We start from the raw sequence: 17,388 nt of genomic DNA, 5'->3' as shown, positions 1-17,388 counted from the left end.
GTTTTTTATTTAAAATAATTTGTCACCCTGAGCGCAGTCGAAGGGCCAAACCAAAAAAGCAAAATGAAAACAATCCTTCAAAATACTATGATTCGCCGTCGTATGATGCACATGATGATGTGTTGTTGCATTCGTGTACCCTATTACCAAAAGCGAAAGACGTAATCGAAGTTTATATTTATACTCCTGAAAGTCCTTTTGGTAAGCCATCCGAAAGGACTTTTTTTATTTAATCCAAATTTGTCACCCTGAGCGCAGTCGAAGGGCTTTTAAAAATAAAATTTTAAAATAATCTAATAAATCTAAAATCATGAGCACACAAAAATTCGCCACCAACGCCTTACATGCAGGCCACGACGTCACCAAAAACGCAGGAACCAGAGCGGTACCTATTTACCAAACAACGTCTTATGTATTCAACAATACCGACCATGCTGCCAATTTATTCGGTTTGGCCGAAGCGGGATTCATTTACACCCGTTTGAACAATCCAACGAACGACATCTTAGAGCAACGTTTAGCCGCACTCGAAGGCGGAATCGGCGCCGTAGTTACGGCTTCAGGAACATCTGCTATTGCTACAACCTTGTTGGTATTACTCAAAGCCGGAGATCACATTGTGGCTTCGAACAGCTTGTACGGCGGAACATACAATTTACTTAGCGTAACCTTACCAAGATTGGGTATCACTACCACTTTTGTCGATCCGTCCAACCCTGAAAACTTTACGAAAGCGGCCCAAGAAAATACCCGAGCCTTCTTCGCCGAAAGTTTGGGCAATCCCAAATTAGACGTGCTCGATTTGAAAGCGATTTCCACCGAAGCTAAAGCTTTTAAAGTACCTTTTATTGTCGATAATACGGTGGCTACGCCTTATTTGTTAAATCCGATTCAACACGGAGCCGACATCGTCATCCACTCGCTGACGAAATACATTACCGGCAACGGAACTTCTCTAGGAGGTGTAATCATCGATGCCGGAAACTTCGATTGGAGCAACGGTAAATTCCCGGAGTTCACCGAACCTTCACCCGGTTACCACGGATTAAAATATTATGAAGCCTTAGGCGCTGCTTCATTCATCGCTAAAGTCAGAATTGAAGGTTTGCGCGATTTCGGTGCTGCCTTATCGCCGTTCAACGCTTTCCAAACCATTCAAGGACTGGAAACATTGGAAGTCCGTATCAAAAAACACAGCGAAAATGCTTTAGCCTTAGCCCAATGGTTGCAAGCACAAGAAGAAGTAGCTTGGGTGAATTATCCGGGATTAGCCACTTCTAAATACAAACCGTTAGCCGAGGAGTATTTGCCGGAAGGCCAAAGCGGTATTGTTACTTTCGGATTGAAAGGTGGTTTTGAAGCGGCTAAAAAAGTAGTGGATGAAACGAAATTATTCTCGTTGCTGGCCAATATAGGCGACACCAAATCGCTCATCATTCACCCGGCCAGTACTACACATCAGCAATTGTCTGATGCCGAACAAGAAGCTACAGGCGTGACCAAAGATTTAATCCGCTTGTCGGTTGGTTTGGAAAATATCGCAGATTTGAAAGCCGATTTAAAAGCAGCCTTCTCCTTAGTGAAAGCACCACAATCGACGATTTAAGGATACTAAAGCCATTGGTTTTATTCCGCTGCGTTCCATACAGTTCGGCTGCGCCTCGGGTTTGTTTGTTTGTTAAGACTGTCTTCAAAGTTTAGGTTGAAGGCAGTCTTTTAAAAAAAACTAAAAAAAAATGAAAAAGTTAGAAAAAATAGACTTGTTTAATGTGGTATTGGAAAACGGAAAACAGCGACCATACCTTCCGTTGTTTTACCAAACTTTCGGGCAACCCATTGGTTCAGCTCCCATAGTGGTGGTCAATCACGCACTTACCGGAAATTCTAATGTTACGGGAGAAAACGGCTGGTGGAACGAGTTAATCGGCGAAACCAAAACCATCGATACAGTGTATTTTACGGTTATCGCTTTCAATATTCCGGGCAACGGCTACGACAATAATTTCGGGAACCTGATTTCCAATTACAAAGATTTTACCATTCGCGATGTCGCCCGAATTTTTTGGGAAGGCTTATTGTATTTGAATGTCACCGATATTTTTGCGGTAATTGGCGGTAGTTTAGGCGGTGCAGTAGCTTGGGAAATGGCGGCACTTTTACCCAACCGAATTCAACATCTAATTCCCATTGCCACCGATTGGAAAGCGACAGATTGGGTGATAGCCAACATATTAATCCAAGACCAAATCCTCAACAATTCCGATGACCCAATTGCCGATGCCCGTTTGCACGCTATGTTATTGTACCGTACACCGCAATCCATCAACCAACGATTTCAAAGAAGTAAATTCAATGATTCATCGGTTTTTCAAATCGAAAATTGGTTGGCCAATCACGGTATCAAACTCAAAAACCGCTTTCGCTTGTCGGCTTACAAACTGATGAACCATTTGCTCAAAACAAACGACATTAGCCGCGACCGAGGTGATTTTTCCGCCATTGTCAAAACCATTAAAGCCACCATCCATATTGTGGCGGTAAACACGGATTACTTTTTTATAGCCGAAGAAAATAAATCCACCTACGAACGCGCTAAAACTGTAAAAGAAAATGTGCATTACCACGAAATTACATCCATTCACGGACACGACGCTTTTTTAATCGAATACCAACAATTAGCCCAAATTTTAGAGCCTATTTTTAATCCTCAAAAACAACAAAACTATGTCAGCGCTTAGAATCAATATAGTCCTTTTCGGTATCGGCAACGTCGGTAGTACACTTATCAATCAGGTCATCGAAAGCCAAAAATTCTTCCTCGAAAAAAGAAACATCGATTTGCGCTTTCCCATCATCACTAATTCGACTTTGGCTTTTTTCGAAAAAGACGGATTAAAAAACCAATGGGAAGCCAACTTTGCCCAATCGGCCATTCCGTTCCGCATCGAAGATATTATCGAATACGTCCAAGAACAACAATTAGACAACCTCATTGCTGTAGATGCCACGGCCAGCGAGGAAATTATTAAAAACTACATTCAGCTCATTCAGAATGGATTTGATATTGTAGCTGCCAATAAAAAAGCCAATACCTTGCACACCGATTTTTACAAAGAATTGCGAAGAAACCTCAAAAAATACGATAAGTCATTTTTATACGAAACCAATGTTGGTGCCGGTTTACCTGTTGTACAAACCATCAACGACTTGTATTTTTCCGGTGAAGAAATCACCAAAATCAGAGGCGTTTTCTCAGGTTCATTGAGTTACATCTTTAACCGATTTTCTGCAGAAGACTTGCCGTTTTCTAAAATTTTATCCCAAGCCGAAAAAATTGGATTGACCGAACCCGATTCCCGAGAAGATTTATCCGGAAACGATGTCGCCCGAAAACTGCTCATCCTCGCCCGCGAAATTGAACAGGAATTGGAATTCACAGATATCAACATCGAATCCCTTTTGCTCCCGAATCTCAATCAAAAAAACACCAAAGCCGAATACGCTGTCAACAAGCAGCTGTTCGACAAACCGTTTCAAATCGCCAAAATTACCCAAGCTGATAACCATGTACTTCGGTATGTGGGCGAATTGGAGGTAAAGACCAAACAACTCCTAGTCAAACTCGTTTCGGTACCCAAAAGTTCCCCGCTCGGTCAACTCCAAGGTGCCGACAACCTTATTGAAATTTATACTAAATCGTATTGCGACATCCCAATCGTCATTCAAGGTGCCGGCGCCGGAAAACAAGTCACGGCGCGCGGTGTCTTAAACGATATTTTAAAAGTAGCCGAGAAAATAAAAATCAAAGAAGCTATTTGGCTTTAATGGTAAAAAAGTTAACTAATCAACCACCAACCCCGAAAACCTACAACACTACAACGTTGTAGGTTTTTATTTTTTCAAAACCCTTGCAAATATGAATTCTGTGTCATTACTTTGCACCGTTCATTAACATCATGTTTGTTATCACGAAAGCCGGAGGGAATAGACCCTGTGAAAGCTTAGCAACCCTTTGCCAAAAAGAAGGTGCTACATTCTATCTCAATTTGAGAAAAGATAACCCAGAGATATTTCCTCTCCCTTTCCTGATACTTTTTATGTTTTGACGAGCGACCCGAGCCGAAGGCGAATTGGCGAAGCAATGGCTTGCGCCTTGTTGCGGTCCCATTTTCTCGCTTTCTGTCTCGTCCCAAAAGACGAGACTGCCAAATGCGAAGCATTCACCGAACACCTATTGAAAATTAGTGTAAAGTGAGGTAATCGGGGCTAATTAATAAACTTTGTGTATCTCTGGGATGCTCTGTGCATCTCTGTGAAATTTAAAAAATATGTCAAAAATACAAGACGCTATCAAAGAAAGAATCCTCGTCCTCGACGGAGCGATGGGAACCATGTTACAACGTAACAACTTCTCCGAAGCCGATTTCCGTGGCGAGCGCTTTAAGGATTTTCCACATCCGTTAAAAGGCAACAACGATTTGTTGTCGATTACCCAACCTGAAGCCGTAAAACAAGTCCACCGCTTGTACTTTCAAGCCGGCGCCGATATCGTAGAAACCAATACGTTTTCCGGAACCACCATCGGCATGGCCGATTATCATATGGAAGATTTGGTGTATGAATTAAACTATCAATCTGCTAAAATTGCCCGTGAAGTCGCCGACGAGTTCACCGACAGACCACGTTTCGTAGCCGGTTCCATCGGACCAACGAACCGTACGGCTTCCATGTCGCCCGATGTAAACGATCCGGGATTCAGAGCCGTAACTTTCGACGATTTACGCATCGCTTACAAACAACAAGTAGAAGCGTTAATCGATGGCGGTTGTGATGTGCTTTTGGTAGAAACTATTTTCGATACGCTCAATGCCAAAGCGGCTTTGTTCGCCATAGAAGAAGTCAAAGAAGAAAGACATTTAGACATACCCGTAATGGTTTCCGGAACGATTACCGATGCCTCAGGAAGAACACTTTCCGGACAAACCGTGGAAGCGTTTTTGATTTCCATTCAACATATTCCTTTGTTGAGTATCGGATTCAACTGTGCTTTGGGTGCCGACCAGTTAAAACCTTATCTGAAAAGATTGGCACAAAACACCAGTTTAAATATTTCGGCACATCCTAATGCCGGCTTGCCCAATGCTTTTGGACAATACGACCAAACCCCAACCGAAATGCAAGCGTTGATTCGCGAGTATTTACAAGATAATTTAGTCAACATCATAGGCGGTTGTTGCGGCACCACTCCGGAACACATCAAAGCTATTGCTGAGGTAGCCAAAGAATTTAAACCACGAAATGTTCTCATTCATGCCGAGTGAAATCTGTGCTAATCTGTGTAATCCGTGGCTAAAAAAAACCTAGTGTAATTCGTGGTCAATAGAAAATAAAGATGTCTGAGAAAAAATACTTAAAACTATCCGGTTTAGAACCTTTAATCGTTACGCCGGAATCCAATTTTATCAACGTAGGAGAACGCACCAATGTTACCGGTTCGCGTAAATTCCTGCGTTTGATTAAAGAAGAGAAATACGAAGAAGCGCTCGATATTGCCCGCGCTCAAGTAGAAGGTGGTGCCCAAATCATCGATGTCAATATGGATGAAGGCATGTTAGATGGTGTTTACGCCATGACCAAATTCCTAAACCTGATTGCTGCCGAACCCGATATTGCTCGCGTTCCGGTGATGATTGACAGCTCTAAATGGGAAATCATCGAAGCCGGATTGAAAGTTATTCAAGGAAAAGGCGTGGTGAATTCCATCTCCTTAAAAGAAGGAAAGGAAGCTTTTATCCATCACGCTAAACTCATCAAAAGATATGGTGCAGCTGTCATTGTCATGGCATTTGACGAAGAAGGTCAGGCCGATACCTACCAAAGACGCATTGATATTTGTAAAAGGAGTTATGATATTTTAGTGAATGAAGTTCATTTTCCACCCGAAGACATCATTTTCGACCCAAATATTTTTCCGGTAGCAACCGGAATGGAAGAGCACAAGTTAAATGCTTTAGACTTTTTCAGAGCGACTAAATGGATTCGCGAAAACCTACCGTATGCCGGAGTTTCCGGTGGCGTGAGTAATGTGTCGTTTTCGTTTCGCGGGAATGACAAAGTGAGGGAAGCCATGCATTCGGCCTTCCTATACCACGCCATTAAACACGGTATGACTATGGGTATTGTAAATCCGGAAATGTTGGAGATTTATGATGAAATCGATCCGATTTTGTTGGAACATGTGGAAGATGTGTTGTTGAACAGAAGAGAAGATGCCACGGAACGATTGCTTGATTTGGCAGAAAGTTTTAAAGGCGATTTCAAAACCAATGACAAAGCAGTACAAGAGTGGAGAAACGGTTCTTTACAAGACCGATTGACTCATTCCTTAGTGAAAGGAATTGATGAATTTATAGAAATAGATGTAGAAGAAGCCCGTCTTTCGGTAGAAAAACCCATTGAAGTCATCGAAAACCACTTGATGAACGGGATGAATGTCGTAGGCGATTTGTTTGGTAGCGGCAAAATGTTCTTACCGCAAGTGGTAAAATCAGCCCGTGTGATGAAAAAAGCCGTAGCGTATTTGCTACCTTATATAGAAGCATCGAAAGACGGCAAATCGTCTTCAGCCGGAAAAGTCTTGATGGCCACCGTAAAAGGCGATGTACACGATATTGGTAAAAATATAGTAGCGGTAGTTTTGGCTTGTAACAACTTCGAGATTGTCGATTTAGGCGTAATGGTACCGCCTGAAAAAATCATCGAGGCGGCGGTCAAAGAAAATGTCGACATCATTGGTTTGAGCGGATTGATTACGCCTTCGCTCGATGAAATGGTGTATTTGGCCAAAGAGATGGACAAGCTGAATATCCAAATTCCGATTATGATTGGCGGCGCTACTACATCGCGAGCGCACACAGCGGTGAAAATTGCCCCGGAATACCAATCGACTGTAGTACACGTTAACGATGCCTCGCGTGCGGTAACAGTGGCGAGTAATTTGTTGCAAGCCGAAACCAAAGACAATTATGTGCAATCGGTTCGAGAAGAATACGACAAACTGCGCGAAGGTTATTTGAGTCGCAGTCGCGATAAAAATTATTTGTCGATTGAAGAAGCTCGTAAAAACAAACTCCAATTGAATTGGAACAATTTTACGCCGGTAAAACCGAATTTCATCGGTACAAAAACGGTTGAAGTGACATTGGCTGATTTGGTTGATTTTATTGATTGGACGCCATTTTTCCAATCGTGGGAATTGTATGGAAAATATCCGGCGATTTTGAAAGACGAGGTAGTTGGCGAACAGGCTTCCGCTTTGTTTGCCGATGCGCAAAAAATGCTGTCCCAAATCGTAACCGAAAAATGGTTTACCGCCAAAGGCATCTTAGGTATTTTCCCGGCCAATACTGTTAATGACGACGATATTTCAGTTTACAATGAACCTGAAACCCGCAACCCGCAACTCGCAACCTTTTTAACCTTACGCCAACAATCCCAAAAAACAGCCGGCGCGCCCAACATTGCCTTAGCCGATTTTATTGCGCCAATAGAAAGTGGAAAGCAAGATTACATCGGTTGTTTTTGTGTCACGACCGGTTTTGGTGTGGATGAAAAAGCAGCCGAATTCGAAAAACAATTGGACGATTACAACTCGATTTTGGTCAAAGCTTTAGGCGATCGATTGGCCGAAGCCTTTGCCGAATATTTGCACTTGAAAGTCCGCCGGGAAATTTGGGGTTATGCTTCGGATGAAAGTCTTTCTAATCAGGATTTGATAGATGAAGCTTACAAAGGCATTCGTCCGGCACCGGGTTATCCGGCTTGTCCCGACCACTTGGAAAAACCTACGATTTGGAAACTATTGCAAGTCGAAGAAGCAATAGGAGTAAAACTGACGGAAAGTATGGCGATGTGGCCGGCAGCTTCGGTTTCGGGCTATTATTTTGCCCATCCGCAGTGCAAGTATTTCGGCCTCGGAAAAATTAAAGAAGACCAAGTGGTAGATTACGCCAAAAGAAGAGGAATAGCAACAGAAATAGCAACGAAGTGGCTATCACCGAATATAGCAGATTAATTTGGTTACGTGTTACGAGTTTCGGGTTCAAAGTAAACTCGCAACTCGCAACTCGCAACTCGCAATTTTAAAATTATGAAAGTAACCCAACATATTGAAAACGCCAACGGCAAACCGTTATTCTCTTTTGAGATTTTACCGCCTTTGAAAGGACAGAACATACAGTCGATTTTTGACAGCATTGATCCGTTAATGGAGTTCAATCCGCCCTTCATTGATGTTACGTACCATCGGGAAGAATACGAATACAAAGAATTACCGAATGGTTTGTTGCAAAAGAAAATTGTGAAAAAACGTCCGGGAACGGTGGGGATTTGTGCCGGAATTCAGAACAAATACAATGTAGATGCGATTCCGCACATCTTGTGTGGCGGCTTTACCAAAGAAGATACCGAGAATTTATTGATTGATTTGGATTTCTTAGGAATCGATAATGTGGTAGCATTGCGCGGCGATGCGTTAAAAACCGAAACCTATTTCCATCCCGAAAAAGAAGGTAATGCCTATGCGAGTGAATTGGTGACGCAAATCAGCAATTTAAATAAGGGTATTTACTTGGATGAAGATTTGAAGAATTCAGCCAAAACTAATTTTTGTATTGGTGTAGCCGGTTATCCGGAGAAGCACATGGAAGCGCCTAGTTTGGACAGTGATATTCATTTTTTGAAGCAAAAAATCAAGAACGGTGCCGATTATATTATCACGCAGATGTTTTTCGATAATAAAAAATTCTTTGATTTTGTTGACAAATGTCGCGCTGCGGGAATTACAGTTCCGATTATTCCGGGACTGAAACCGATTGCGACTAAGAAACAATTGAATTTGATTCCGCATCGCTTTAGTATAGAGTTGCCGGACGATTTAATCATGGCTGTGGTGAAAGCCAAAGACAATGATGAAGTAAAACAAATCGGGATTGAATGGTGTGTAGCACAAAGCAAAGAGTTGGTGACTGCAGGTATTCCGGTATTACATTATTATTCGATGGGGAAAGCAGAGAACATTAAAACGATTGCCAAAGCTGTTTTTTAAACGGATTTTACAAAAGACCATACCCGTTTAGCCCCGATTGACAGTGTTACCATGTAACACCAAAAGCGGGAACACGGACTGCAAAAATGCCCGAACCATTCGCTCCTGAAAATGCAACAACAATTTTTCGGAGATTCTCCCTTTAATATGAAATCACTTATATTTGTGCGATTTAAAAATTAGGATGAGAAAAATTTACCTGTTGTTTTGGCTGTATTCCTTTGTGAGTTTAGGGCAAAACACCAACGCTTTATCACTTGAGGCATCTGTTTTACGAGGCAATGCTTTGCCGCATACTGAGGATATGTACCATTTGGTTAACGGTCATCCGCAAGGCGTGATGGTATCGTTAGTGAACAGAACCGATGGTTCGAGGGAATGGCATCAGGCGTACAACTATCCGGATTACGGCGCTTATTTTTTGTATCAGGATTTTAAGAGTCAGCCGCTCGGGCAAAATTATGCCGTAGGAGCGCTGTACAACTTTTACTTTTGGAATCGCCATTTGCAACTTAAACTTTCACAGGGAATTGCCTATACTACAAATCCCTACGATAGGGTAACCAATAGCAAAAACAAGGCTTTCGGGAGCCGGTTTATGGGCAACACCAATATTGGTTTGGCATACGACAACCAGAACTTATTTAAAAATATTGGTTTTCATGCCGGGATTTTGTTCACCCATTACTCCAACGGAAGAATGAAATCGCCTAACAGCGGCATCAATACTTATTTGTTGAATTTGGGTTTGAATTACGATTTTTCGAAAGATTTTCAACGCAAACAGGATACGACTTCGGTCAAAAAATCATTCAAAGAGCCTATTCACTACAATTTGGTGTTGCGCAGTGGGGTTAATGAAAATCCGATTATCAGCAGCGGACAGTTTCCGTTTTATCACATCGGTTTTTATGCGGACAAACGTTTGAATCGCAAATCGGCGCTGCAGTTCGGAACCGAGTTGTTCTTAACGCAATCCATTAAGGAATATATTAAATACTACTCTGTGGCTTATCCGGAGGACAACATCAGTGCCAATACTGATTATAAACGAATCGGAATTTTTGTGGGACACGAGTTGCTTATTAATCGTATTTCACTTGAAGCACAAGTTGGGTTTTATGCTTACCAACCTTTTAAAAAAGACATTCCGATTTACGACAGGGTTGGGATTAAATATTATATAACCGATAAAATATTCGGTGGCTTTACCATTAAAACCCATTTGTTTTTGGCTGAAGCTTTAGAGTTTGGGATAGGGTACAGATTATAAAAGAGGCAGATGAAAAAAATCAGTGTATTGATAGCGGTTATTTTGGTTTTGTTTTCGTGTGAAAAACCAAGCGATTGTGTAGAAAGTACAGGAACTATAGTGACCAAAGAAGTGCCGGTGCAACCGTTTAAAAAAATCAAAGTATATCGCGGGATTGAGGTGATTATTACCCAAGGAGCGGAATATAAAGTGGAAATTGTTGCCGGCGAAAACTTTATCAATAATGTAGAAGTGATTCAGAATGGTGATCGATTGGTTTTTAAAGATGAATCGAGTTGCAATTGGGTTCGCGCTTACGGAACGACAAAAATTTTAGTGACTACGCCAACCTTAGAGGAAGTCTATTCGAAAACCGACCGAAATATCAGTTCGAACGGAGTACTTACCTTTCCTTATATCAGTTTTATTGCTATGGATAAAGACGGAGACGGCGAAAGCGGTGCCGGAACAGGAGATTTTATCATTCATATTGACAATCAGTATTTGAATGTTGGCAACAACAATGTTTCCCGATTTTATTTATCCGGTCAAACCAATACCGCTGATTTCAATTTTTATTTTGGTGATGGCCGAATAGAAGCCGAAAATTTAACAGCTCAGCAGGTAAAAGTCTATCATCGTGGTTCGAACGATATGATTGTCAAACCCATGCAAAGCATAACCGGAGTCATGAACAGCACAGGAAATATCATTTTGAAAAATGTTCCGCCTGTTGTTGAGGTTGAAGATTTGTATCAGGGTAACGTGATTTATCCTTAATGAGTTACAGTCTCAGTCTGCAGAGCGATTATTAGATAGTGTTATTTGCTGAATACTGTCACTGCGACTGAATACTATTTCTTAGTCTTCTCGCGAAATATCTGCTCCAGATTTTTACTTTTCAAACTAATTTGCAGCGTTTTCAATCCGTTGGCTTGCGCAAAGTCAAAGATACTCGGACGCATGTCCTCTTCGGTGTTGAAGGTTAGTAACCAAATATTATCAGCACTGTTTTTATAAGTTGTAATATTCGCTAAACCAGCCAATAGATTTTCTTCAATGGCTTTGTCGAATTCTACTTCAATAATTTGCTCTTTTTCCTCAGCCACCAATTTGTCCAATTTTTTATCGGTTACAATTTTTCCTTGGTCGATAATGATGACGCGATCGCAAATGGCCTCTACTTCCTGCATGATGTGCGTGGAAAGAAAAACCGTTTTGTCTTTGCCGACACTTTTAATCACATTTCTGATTTCTACCAATTGGTTCGGATCTAAACCGGTAGTTGGTTCGTCTAAAATTAATACTTCGGGATTGTGCAATAATGCCGTGGCCAATCCTACGCGCTGACGATAACCTTTAGATAACTGTCCGATTTTTTTATGACTTTCCGGACTCAAACCGGTCAATTGGATTACTTCTTCGATACGTGATGGCGCAACTTTATAAACATCGGCATTAAAAGCCAAATACTCGCGAACGTACAAATCTAAGTAGAGCGGATTGTGTTCGGGCAAATAGCCAACCGATTGTTGTACTCGAAGTTGAGCGTCTTTGACATCGTTTCCGTTAACTGTTGCCACACCTTCATCGGCGCTGAGATACGTCGTTAAAATTTTCATCAAAGTTGATTTTCCGGCGCCATTCGGACCTAAGAAACCAACAATTTCTCCCTTTTTTACTGAGAATGAAACCTTGTCCAGCGCTTTTTGGGCACCGTAACTTTTGGAGATGTTTTGAACTTCTATCGACATAAACAAACTATTTGGAGCAAATGTAATAATTAATAAAAGGATAACGAAAAATTGCCGCTTTTATGATGTGGCGAAAACGTTTCCGTAACTTTTTTTAATAAAACGTGCGGAAGTGTGTTTTATTTTTATTACTTTGGTTTAATAATTAAATATAATGAGACAATTTAACACTTTTTATACCTATTTCTTTTATTTCTTCTTCGGGCAGAAAAAGGGATTGGTATTGTGTTATGTGAAAAAATAAAAGTAGCAAGTAATAATAATAGAAATCCCAACGAGAGTTGGGATTTTTTTTTGACCCTATGGAAACAAAAATAGCGATACAAGGCATCAAAGGATCGTTTCACCATCAAGTGGCGCAACAGTATTTTGAAAGAGTTGATAGTTTAGACGAGTGTATGTCGTTTGACGATTTGGTAAAGAGCTTGGTGGATAAACGTTCGCAAAAAGGCGTTATGGCATTGGAGAATTCCATCGCTGGGTCGATTATCCCGAATTACGCTCTCATTGATCGTCACGATTTGCACATTATCGGCGAACATTATTTGGATATTCACATGAATTTGATGGTTTTGAAAGGCCAAAAAATAGAAGATATCAAAGAAGTGCATTCGCATCCTATAGCTTTGTTGCAATGTGCCGTTTACTTTAGCCAATATCCGCATATCAAATTAGTTGAAAGCGGCGATACAGCTGAAACGGCTCGACGTATTCAAGAACAACAACTCAAAGGCATTGGTGCAGTGGCAGCTCCGATTGCGGCTGAGTTATACGATTTGGAAATTCTGGCTGCGGGAATTCACACCGTGCAAAGCAACAAAACCCGCTTTGTGATTGTCAAAACCACCAACAAAGAATGGCCTAAAGAAACCATCAATAAAGCGTCGGTTAAATTCGAATTGGATGATACGCCGGGTAGTTTGGCTACAGTTTTGAATGTCATGAATAACTGCAAACTCAACTTAACCAAAATCCAATCGATGCCTATTATTGACCGACCGTTTCAGTACTCATTTTTTGTAGATGTGATTTTTGAGAAGTACAAACATTATGAAAAGGCCAAAAACATATTGGCTTTGATGACCACGCATTTTAAAGTGCTGGGAGAATACCAAAAAGGAAAACAATAACAAAATCAATAATTAGTATTGAACATTGCCATTGAAATTTGCAGAATATGATACCAACAGCCCACCGATTAAACAGCGTACAAGAATATTATTTTTCCAAAAAACTACGCGAAGTGCGTCAGCTCGTGGCCGAGGGTAAACCCATCATCAATATGGGAATCGGCAGTCCTGATTTGGCACCTGATGAAACAGTTATTCAAGCCATGGTGCAAGGCATGAACGATGACAAAGCCCATGAATACCAAAGCTATCAAGGGTTGCCGGAATTGCGGCAAGGTATGGCCGATTTCTATGAGCGTCAATTTGGCGTGACTTTAAATAGCCAGACCGAAATTTTACCGTTGATGGGTTCTAAAGAAGGCATCATGCACATTTCGCTGGCTTTTTTAAACGAAGGCGATGAGGTGCTGATTCCCAATCCGGGATATCCGACTTATGCCTCGGTAACCGAGTTGTTGCAAGCCAAAGCCGTTAGTTATGATTTGACAGCTACCACTAATTGGCAACCCGATTTCGAAGCGCTGGAACAAATGGACTTGACCAAAGTCAAGCTGATGTGGGTTTCTTATCCGCACATGCCAACCGGAGCGAACGGCACTTTGGAGCTGTTTGAAAAGTTGATAGCGTTTGGCAGAAAACACCAAATTTTAATTGTAAATGATAACCCGTACAGTTTTGTGTTGAATGATAACCCATTGTCGATTTTACAAATAAAAGACGCTAAAGATGTGACTTTGGAACTCAATTCGCTCTCCAAAACCTACAATATGGCAGGATGGCGTGTAGGCATGATTTTAGGTAATGCCAATCTAATCGATGCCGTGTTGAAAGTCAAAAGCAACATGGACAGCGGCATGTTTTACGGCATTCAAAAAGGCGCAGTCGAAGCACTCAAACTGGGGAATGATTGGTTTCGTAAGCAAAACGAAGTTTACCACAAACGCCGTCAGTTGTTGTTTGAGTTAGCCGAAAAGCTGGAATGCACTTTCGACAAAAACAGTGTTGGGATGTTCGTTTGGGCCAAATTACCCGAAGGGATTTCAGCAGAAACCTTTATCGACAAGGTGTTGATCGACAAACACATTTTTATCACGCCGGGCAGTATTTTCGGGAGCAACGGAGAAGGCTATGTTCGATTTTCGCTCTGTGTTTCCGAAGCAAAAATTAAGGAAGCTATTGACCGATTTTAAAAGAAAAGGCATTAATTTTACAGTAGAAAAATAGCTATGAATATTACAGCAGAGAACAGAAAATGGTTGGATGATTTTAACTTGACTCATCCTTTGGTTATAGCCGGACCATGTAGTGCAGAAACGGAAGAACAAGTGTTGAAAATTGCACACGAACTCAAAAATTCAGACGTGTCTATATACCGCGCCGGAATTTGGAAACCACGCACTCGTCCCGGCGGATTTGAAGGTGTTGGCGCCATCGGTTTGAAATGGTTGCAGAAAGCCAAAGCCGAAACAGGCTTATTGATGGCCACCGAAGTCGCTAATGCCGCTCACGTTAAATTGGCTTTGGAACATGATATTGATGTGTTGTGGATTGGCGCCAGAACCACCGTAAATCCGTTTGCTGTTCAGGAAATAGCCGATGCTTTGGCCGGTACTGATAAAATTGTATTGCTCAAAAATCCGGTAAATCCTGATTTGGCTTTGTGGATAGGCGGTGTAGAACGCTTGTACAACGCCGGTATTAAAAAGTTAGGCGTGATTCACAGAGGATTTTCAACTTACGAAAAAACCAAATACCGAAACATACCCGAATGGCAATTGGCCATTGAGTTGCAGAATCGTTTTCCTCATTTGCCACTCATTTGCGATCCGTCGCACATTACCGGTAAGCGCAATATGATTCAGGAAGTATCACAGCAAGCCCTCGATTTGAATTACGACGGGTTAATTATCGAAACCCATATCGATCCGGATAAGGCTTGGAGTGATGCTGCGCAGCAAGTGACACCAACGGTTTTGAAACAAATTTTCCTTGATTTAAAAATCAGAAAAGAAACGGATGATGCCGATGATTACAACAGTCGTTTGTCCAGATTTCGTATCGATATTGATGAATACGACCGAAAGTTATTGGAAATTCTGGGCAAGAGAATGAAAGTAGCTGACAAAATCGGAGCCCTGAAAAAAGAAAAAAACGTAGCCGTTTTGCAAAACAAACGTTGGAATGAAATATTGGGTAAGATGATTTTAGATGGCGAAGAGAAAGGCCTGAGCGAAGAGTTTATCCTGAAAATTTTCAAAGCTATTCACCAAGAAAGTATTTCGCATCAAGAGAAAATTATCAATAGTTAATAACTCAATTTATTAAAAGTAAAACCTATCATTTTTTTGGTAGGTTTTTTTTGTATCATTGCGGCGCAATAAAAACAACCTAATTAATTTAAAAACAACCAAAATGAAAAAAACCTTTTTAGGTTTTATCTTTTTTGTTTGCAGTTGCATAAGCTTGAATGCACAAAACAAAATTGATAAAATCAACGTAGCTTATGGAGAAGAACTGCCGGAGGACAAACAAAAAATCGTTAAGATCATCGGAGAAACGGGTAACAAAATTTATGCACTCGGCTTCAAAGAAAAAGAAGATTATTTCTTGAAGATTTTCGATTCTAAATCCATGAAATTGCTTTCTTCTAATCCGATTGTTATTCCGCAAATCAGTGATAAAGAAGTTGATTTTGAAGATGTTTTTTTATTGAACAATACCTTGTATGCCATAGGAAGTGTGTACAATAAAAAAGAAAAAATCTTCAATTTAATCGGTGCCGAAATTTCAGAAAAAGGCATCATTAGTAAAACAACCACTACCTTATTCAATTCCGAAGTAGCTAAAAAATCGGAACGCGGCGGATTCTATTTCAAACAATCTCCGGACGAAGGTGCTTTGTTAATTATGCATACTTCCCGTTTTCCAAAAGAAGATGCCATCAAATATGAAGTGAAGTTGTTTGATGATAAATTGGCTACCTTATTTTCAAGTGAAGAAAAAGTAAAGTTTGACGACAGTAAAAAGGATTACGAGTTTACGATTTCGGATTTTGAATTGAATTTTCAAGACGATGTTTTCTTGGTAATCAATGAAAGTTACAGGGATTCAAAAAAGAAAGAGCAAATTGAGAAGTTCCAAATTCATGCTTTCAAAAGAGCCAACAACTACGCGAAAGAAGTGATAGATATTAACATCAAAGGCAAGGAAATTATCAATTGTAAAATGATGTCTACTAACAAAAACACCTTGCAGTTGGTTGGATTTTATTCGAGTGTTCGCGAAAACGGTAAAGCCAATAAAGAGTTGAAAGGGGTTTATAATGCCACTGTTAACTTGGCTAACAATGCTAATGATAACTTGAAATTCAACGAATTCGATTACGCTACCAAAGTGAAATTGTTGGGTGAAAGAAGAGCCAAAAAAGGTAAAGATTTAAAGCCGTTGTACAGCATCACTACATTAATCGAGAAAAACGACGGCGGTATTATTGTTTTATCCGAATTGCAGTTTGTTTATGTAGGTCAGAGTTCAGGAATCGGCCCGTTAGCTTTTACGCCGGTAACTTACACTAAAAACGAAATCATTGTGACTTGCTTAAAACCAGACGGATCATTGGATTGGAGTAATGTGTTGCCTAAAGAACAATCGGCTACGGTAACTACTATGTCGTTTGCATTCGGAGCTGTAGGCGGAAATGGAAATTTCAGCGTTGGTGTTTCTATGGCTATACCGTTGGCACAAATGGGTAAAGGACCGGAGTATTTGGGTGCGATTCCAATATACAAAGATGGTGTTTTAAACCTGCTTTTCAACGATAATGTAAAGAATAAAGGCGTTACTGATATTGAAGAAATCAAAGCCCTAGGTAATTACAACAATGCAGTACCATCGGTTTTTGTTTTCGACAGCAAAGGACAAATCACTCGAAAAGATCCGGAAGAGGTAATTAAAAACGAATTGGTTATTCGTCCCGGAGTTTATTATCGTAAAAGTCAAAACGAATTTATAGTCTATTCTTCCAGAAGAAAGTTGGATAAGTTGGGCAGAATGATATTAGAAGATTAAGAAAAAAGGCTGTGAAAATTTCGCAGCCTTTTGTTTTTAAATGAAAGTAGGATTCATTTTTCTACCTTTGTACTTCTT

The 17,388-nt window shown here is 40.6% G+C and carries 13 protein-coding genes and 1 riboswitch; of the genes, 12 read left to right on the top strand and 1 reads right to left on the bottom strand.

Features of this window, described 5'->3' with window-relative positions; translation table 11 throughout:
* Nucleotides 1-310 precede the first annotated feature (310 nt).
* The 8 genes from Q0M21_RS01030 (at nt 311) to Q0M21_RS00995 (ending at nt 11,138) form a co-directional block, all read left to right on the top strand.
* The gene (locus Q0M21_RS01030) at nt 311-1,606 is read left to right on the top strand and encodes an O-acetylhomoserine aminocarboxypropyltransferase/cysteine synthase family protein (protein WP_295333450.1); all 1,296 of its coding nucleotides are present in this window, start codon (nt 311-313) and stop codon (nt 1,604-1,606) included.
* A 130-nt stretch (nt 1,607-1,736) separates the two neighbouring features.
* Nucleotides 1,737-2,738, top strand: coding sequence for an alpha/beta fold hydrolase (locus Q0M21_RS01025; RefSeq protein ID WP_295333448.1), 1,002 nt, complete (start codon nt 1,737-1,739; stop codon nt 2,736-2,738).
* On the top strand, nt 2,725-3,825 hold the full coding sequence (locus Q0M21_RS01020) for an aspartate kinase (RefSeq protein ID WP_295333446.1): 1,101 nt from the start codon (nt 2,725-2,727) through the stop codon (nt 3,823-3,825). Before Q0M21_RS01025 ends, Q0M21_RS01020 begins: the two co-directional genes overlap by 14 nt.
* Nucleotides 3,826-3,960: 135 nt before the next feature.
* A riboswitch (SAM riboswitch) is annotated at nt 3,961-4,063 on the top strand.
* 265 nt (nt 4,064-4,328) lie between these two features.
* Nucleotides 4,329-5,321, top strand: a complete 993-nt coding sequence (locus Q0M21_RS01015; RefSeq protein WP_295333444.1) for a homocysteine S-methyltransferase family protein — start codon at nt 4,329-4,331, stop codon at nt 5,319-5,321.
* Between the two features lie 71 nt (nt 5,322-5,392).
* Nucleotides 5,393-8,074, top strand: a complete 2,682-nt coding sequence (metH, locus tag Q0M21_RS01010) for a methionine synthase (protein WP_295333441.1) — start codon at nt 5,393-5,395, stop codon at nt 8,072-8,074.
* 75 nt (nt 8,075-8,149) lie between these two features.
* A complete protein-coding gene (gene metF / locus Q0M21_RS01005; RefSeq protein WP_295333438.1) occupies nt 8,150-9,106 on the top strand; it encodes a methylenetetrahydrofolate reductase [NAD(P)H] in 957 nt (318 codons plus the stop codon).
* 184 nt (nt 9,107-9,290) lie between these two features.
* Nucleotides 9,291-10,379 carry an acyloxyacyl hydrolase gene (locus Q0M21_RS01000; protein WP_295333435.1) on the top strand — a complete coding sequence of 363 codons (1,089 nt, stop codon included), beginning with the start codon at nt 9,291-9,293 and terminating at the stop codon, nt 10,377-10,379.
* Between the two features lie 9 nt (nt 10,380-10,388).
* Entirely contained in the window at nt 10,389-11,138 is a 750-nt protein-coding gene (locus Q0M21_RS00995; protein ID WP_295333431.1) for a head GIN domain-containing protein, read from the top strand.
* Nucleotides 11,139-11,212: 74 nt separating this feature from the next.
* Here the strand turns inward: Q0M21_RS00995 and gldA are convergent, their stop codons facing one another.
* Nucleotides 11,213-12,112 (bottom strand): gliding motility-associated ABC transporter ATP-binding subunit GldA, encoded by a 900-nt coding sequence (gene gldA, locus Q0M21_RS00990; RefSeq protein ID WP_295333428.1) that lies wholly within the window; start codon nt 12,110-12,112, stop codon nt 11,213-11,215.
* Between the two features lie 302 nt (nt 12,113-12,414).
* Here gldA and Q0M21_RS00985 point away from each other — a divergent pair, with 302 nt between their 5' ends.
* The 4 genes from Q0M21_RS00985 to Q0M21_RS00970 all read left to right on the top strand — a co-directional run bounded on the left by Q0M21_RS00985 (nt 12,415) and on the right by Q0M21_RS00970 (nt 17,310).
* On the top strand, nt 12,415-13,242 hold the full coding sequence (locus tag Q0M21_RS00985; RefSeq protein ID WP_295333424.1) for a prephenate dehydratase: 828 nt from the start codon (nt 12,415-12,417) through the stop codon (nt 13,240-13,242).
* Nucleotides 13,243-13,289: 47 nt separating this feature from the next.
* Nucleotides 13,290-14,432 (top strand): aminotransferase class I/II-fold pyridoxal phosphate-dependent enzyme, encoded by a 1,143-nt coding sequence (locus Q0M21_RS00980; RefSeq protein ID WP_295333421.1) that lies wholly within the window; start codon nt 13,290-13,292, stop codon nt 14,430-14,432.
* A 36-nt stretch (nt 14,433-14,468) separates the two neighbouring features.
* Nucleotides 14,469-15,551 carry a bifunctional 3-deoxy-7-phosphoheptulonate synthase/chorismate mutase type II gene (locus Q0M21_RS00975; protein ID WP_295333418.1) on the top strand — a complete coding sequence of 361 codons (1,083 nt, stop codon included), beginning with the start codon at nt 14,469-14,471 and terminating at the stop codon, nt 15,549-15,551.
* 103 nt (nt 15,552-15,654) lie between these two features.
* Nucleotides 15,655-17,310 carry a hypothetical protein gene (locus tag Q0M21_RS00970; RefSeq protein ID WP_295333415.1) on the top strand — a complete coding sequence of 552 codons (1,656 nt, stop codon included), beginning with the start codon at nt 15,655-15,657 and terminating at the stop codon, nt 17,308-17,310.
* Nucleotides 17,311-17,388: the final 78 nt, after the last annotated feature.

This window comes from Flavobacterium sp. (assembly GCF_024710485.1).
In the GTDB taxonomy this organism is placed as follows: Bacteria; Bacteroidota; Bacteroidia; order Flavobacteriales; family Flavobacteriaceae; genus Flavobacterium.
This window is presented reverse-complemented; position numbering and strand designations above follow the sequence as displayed.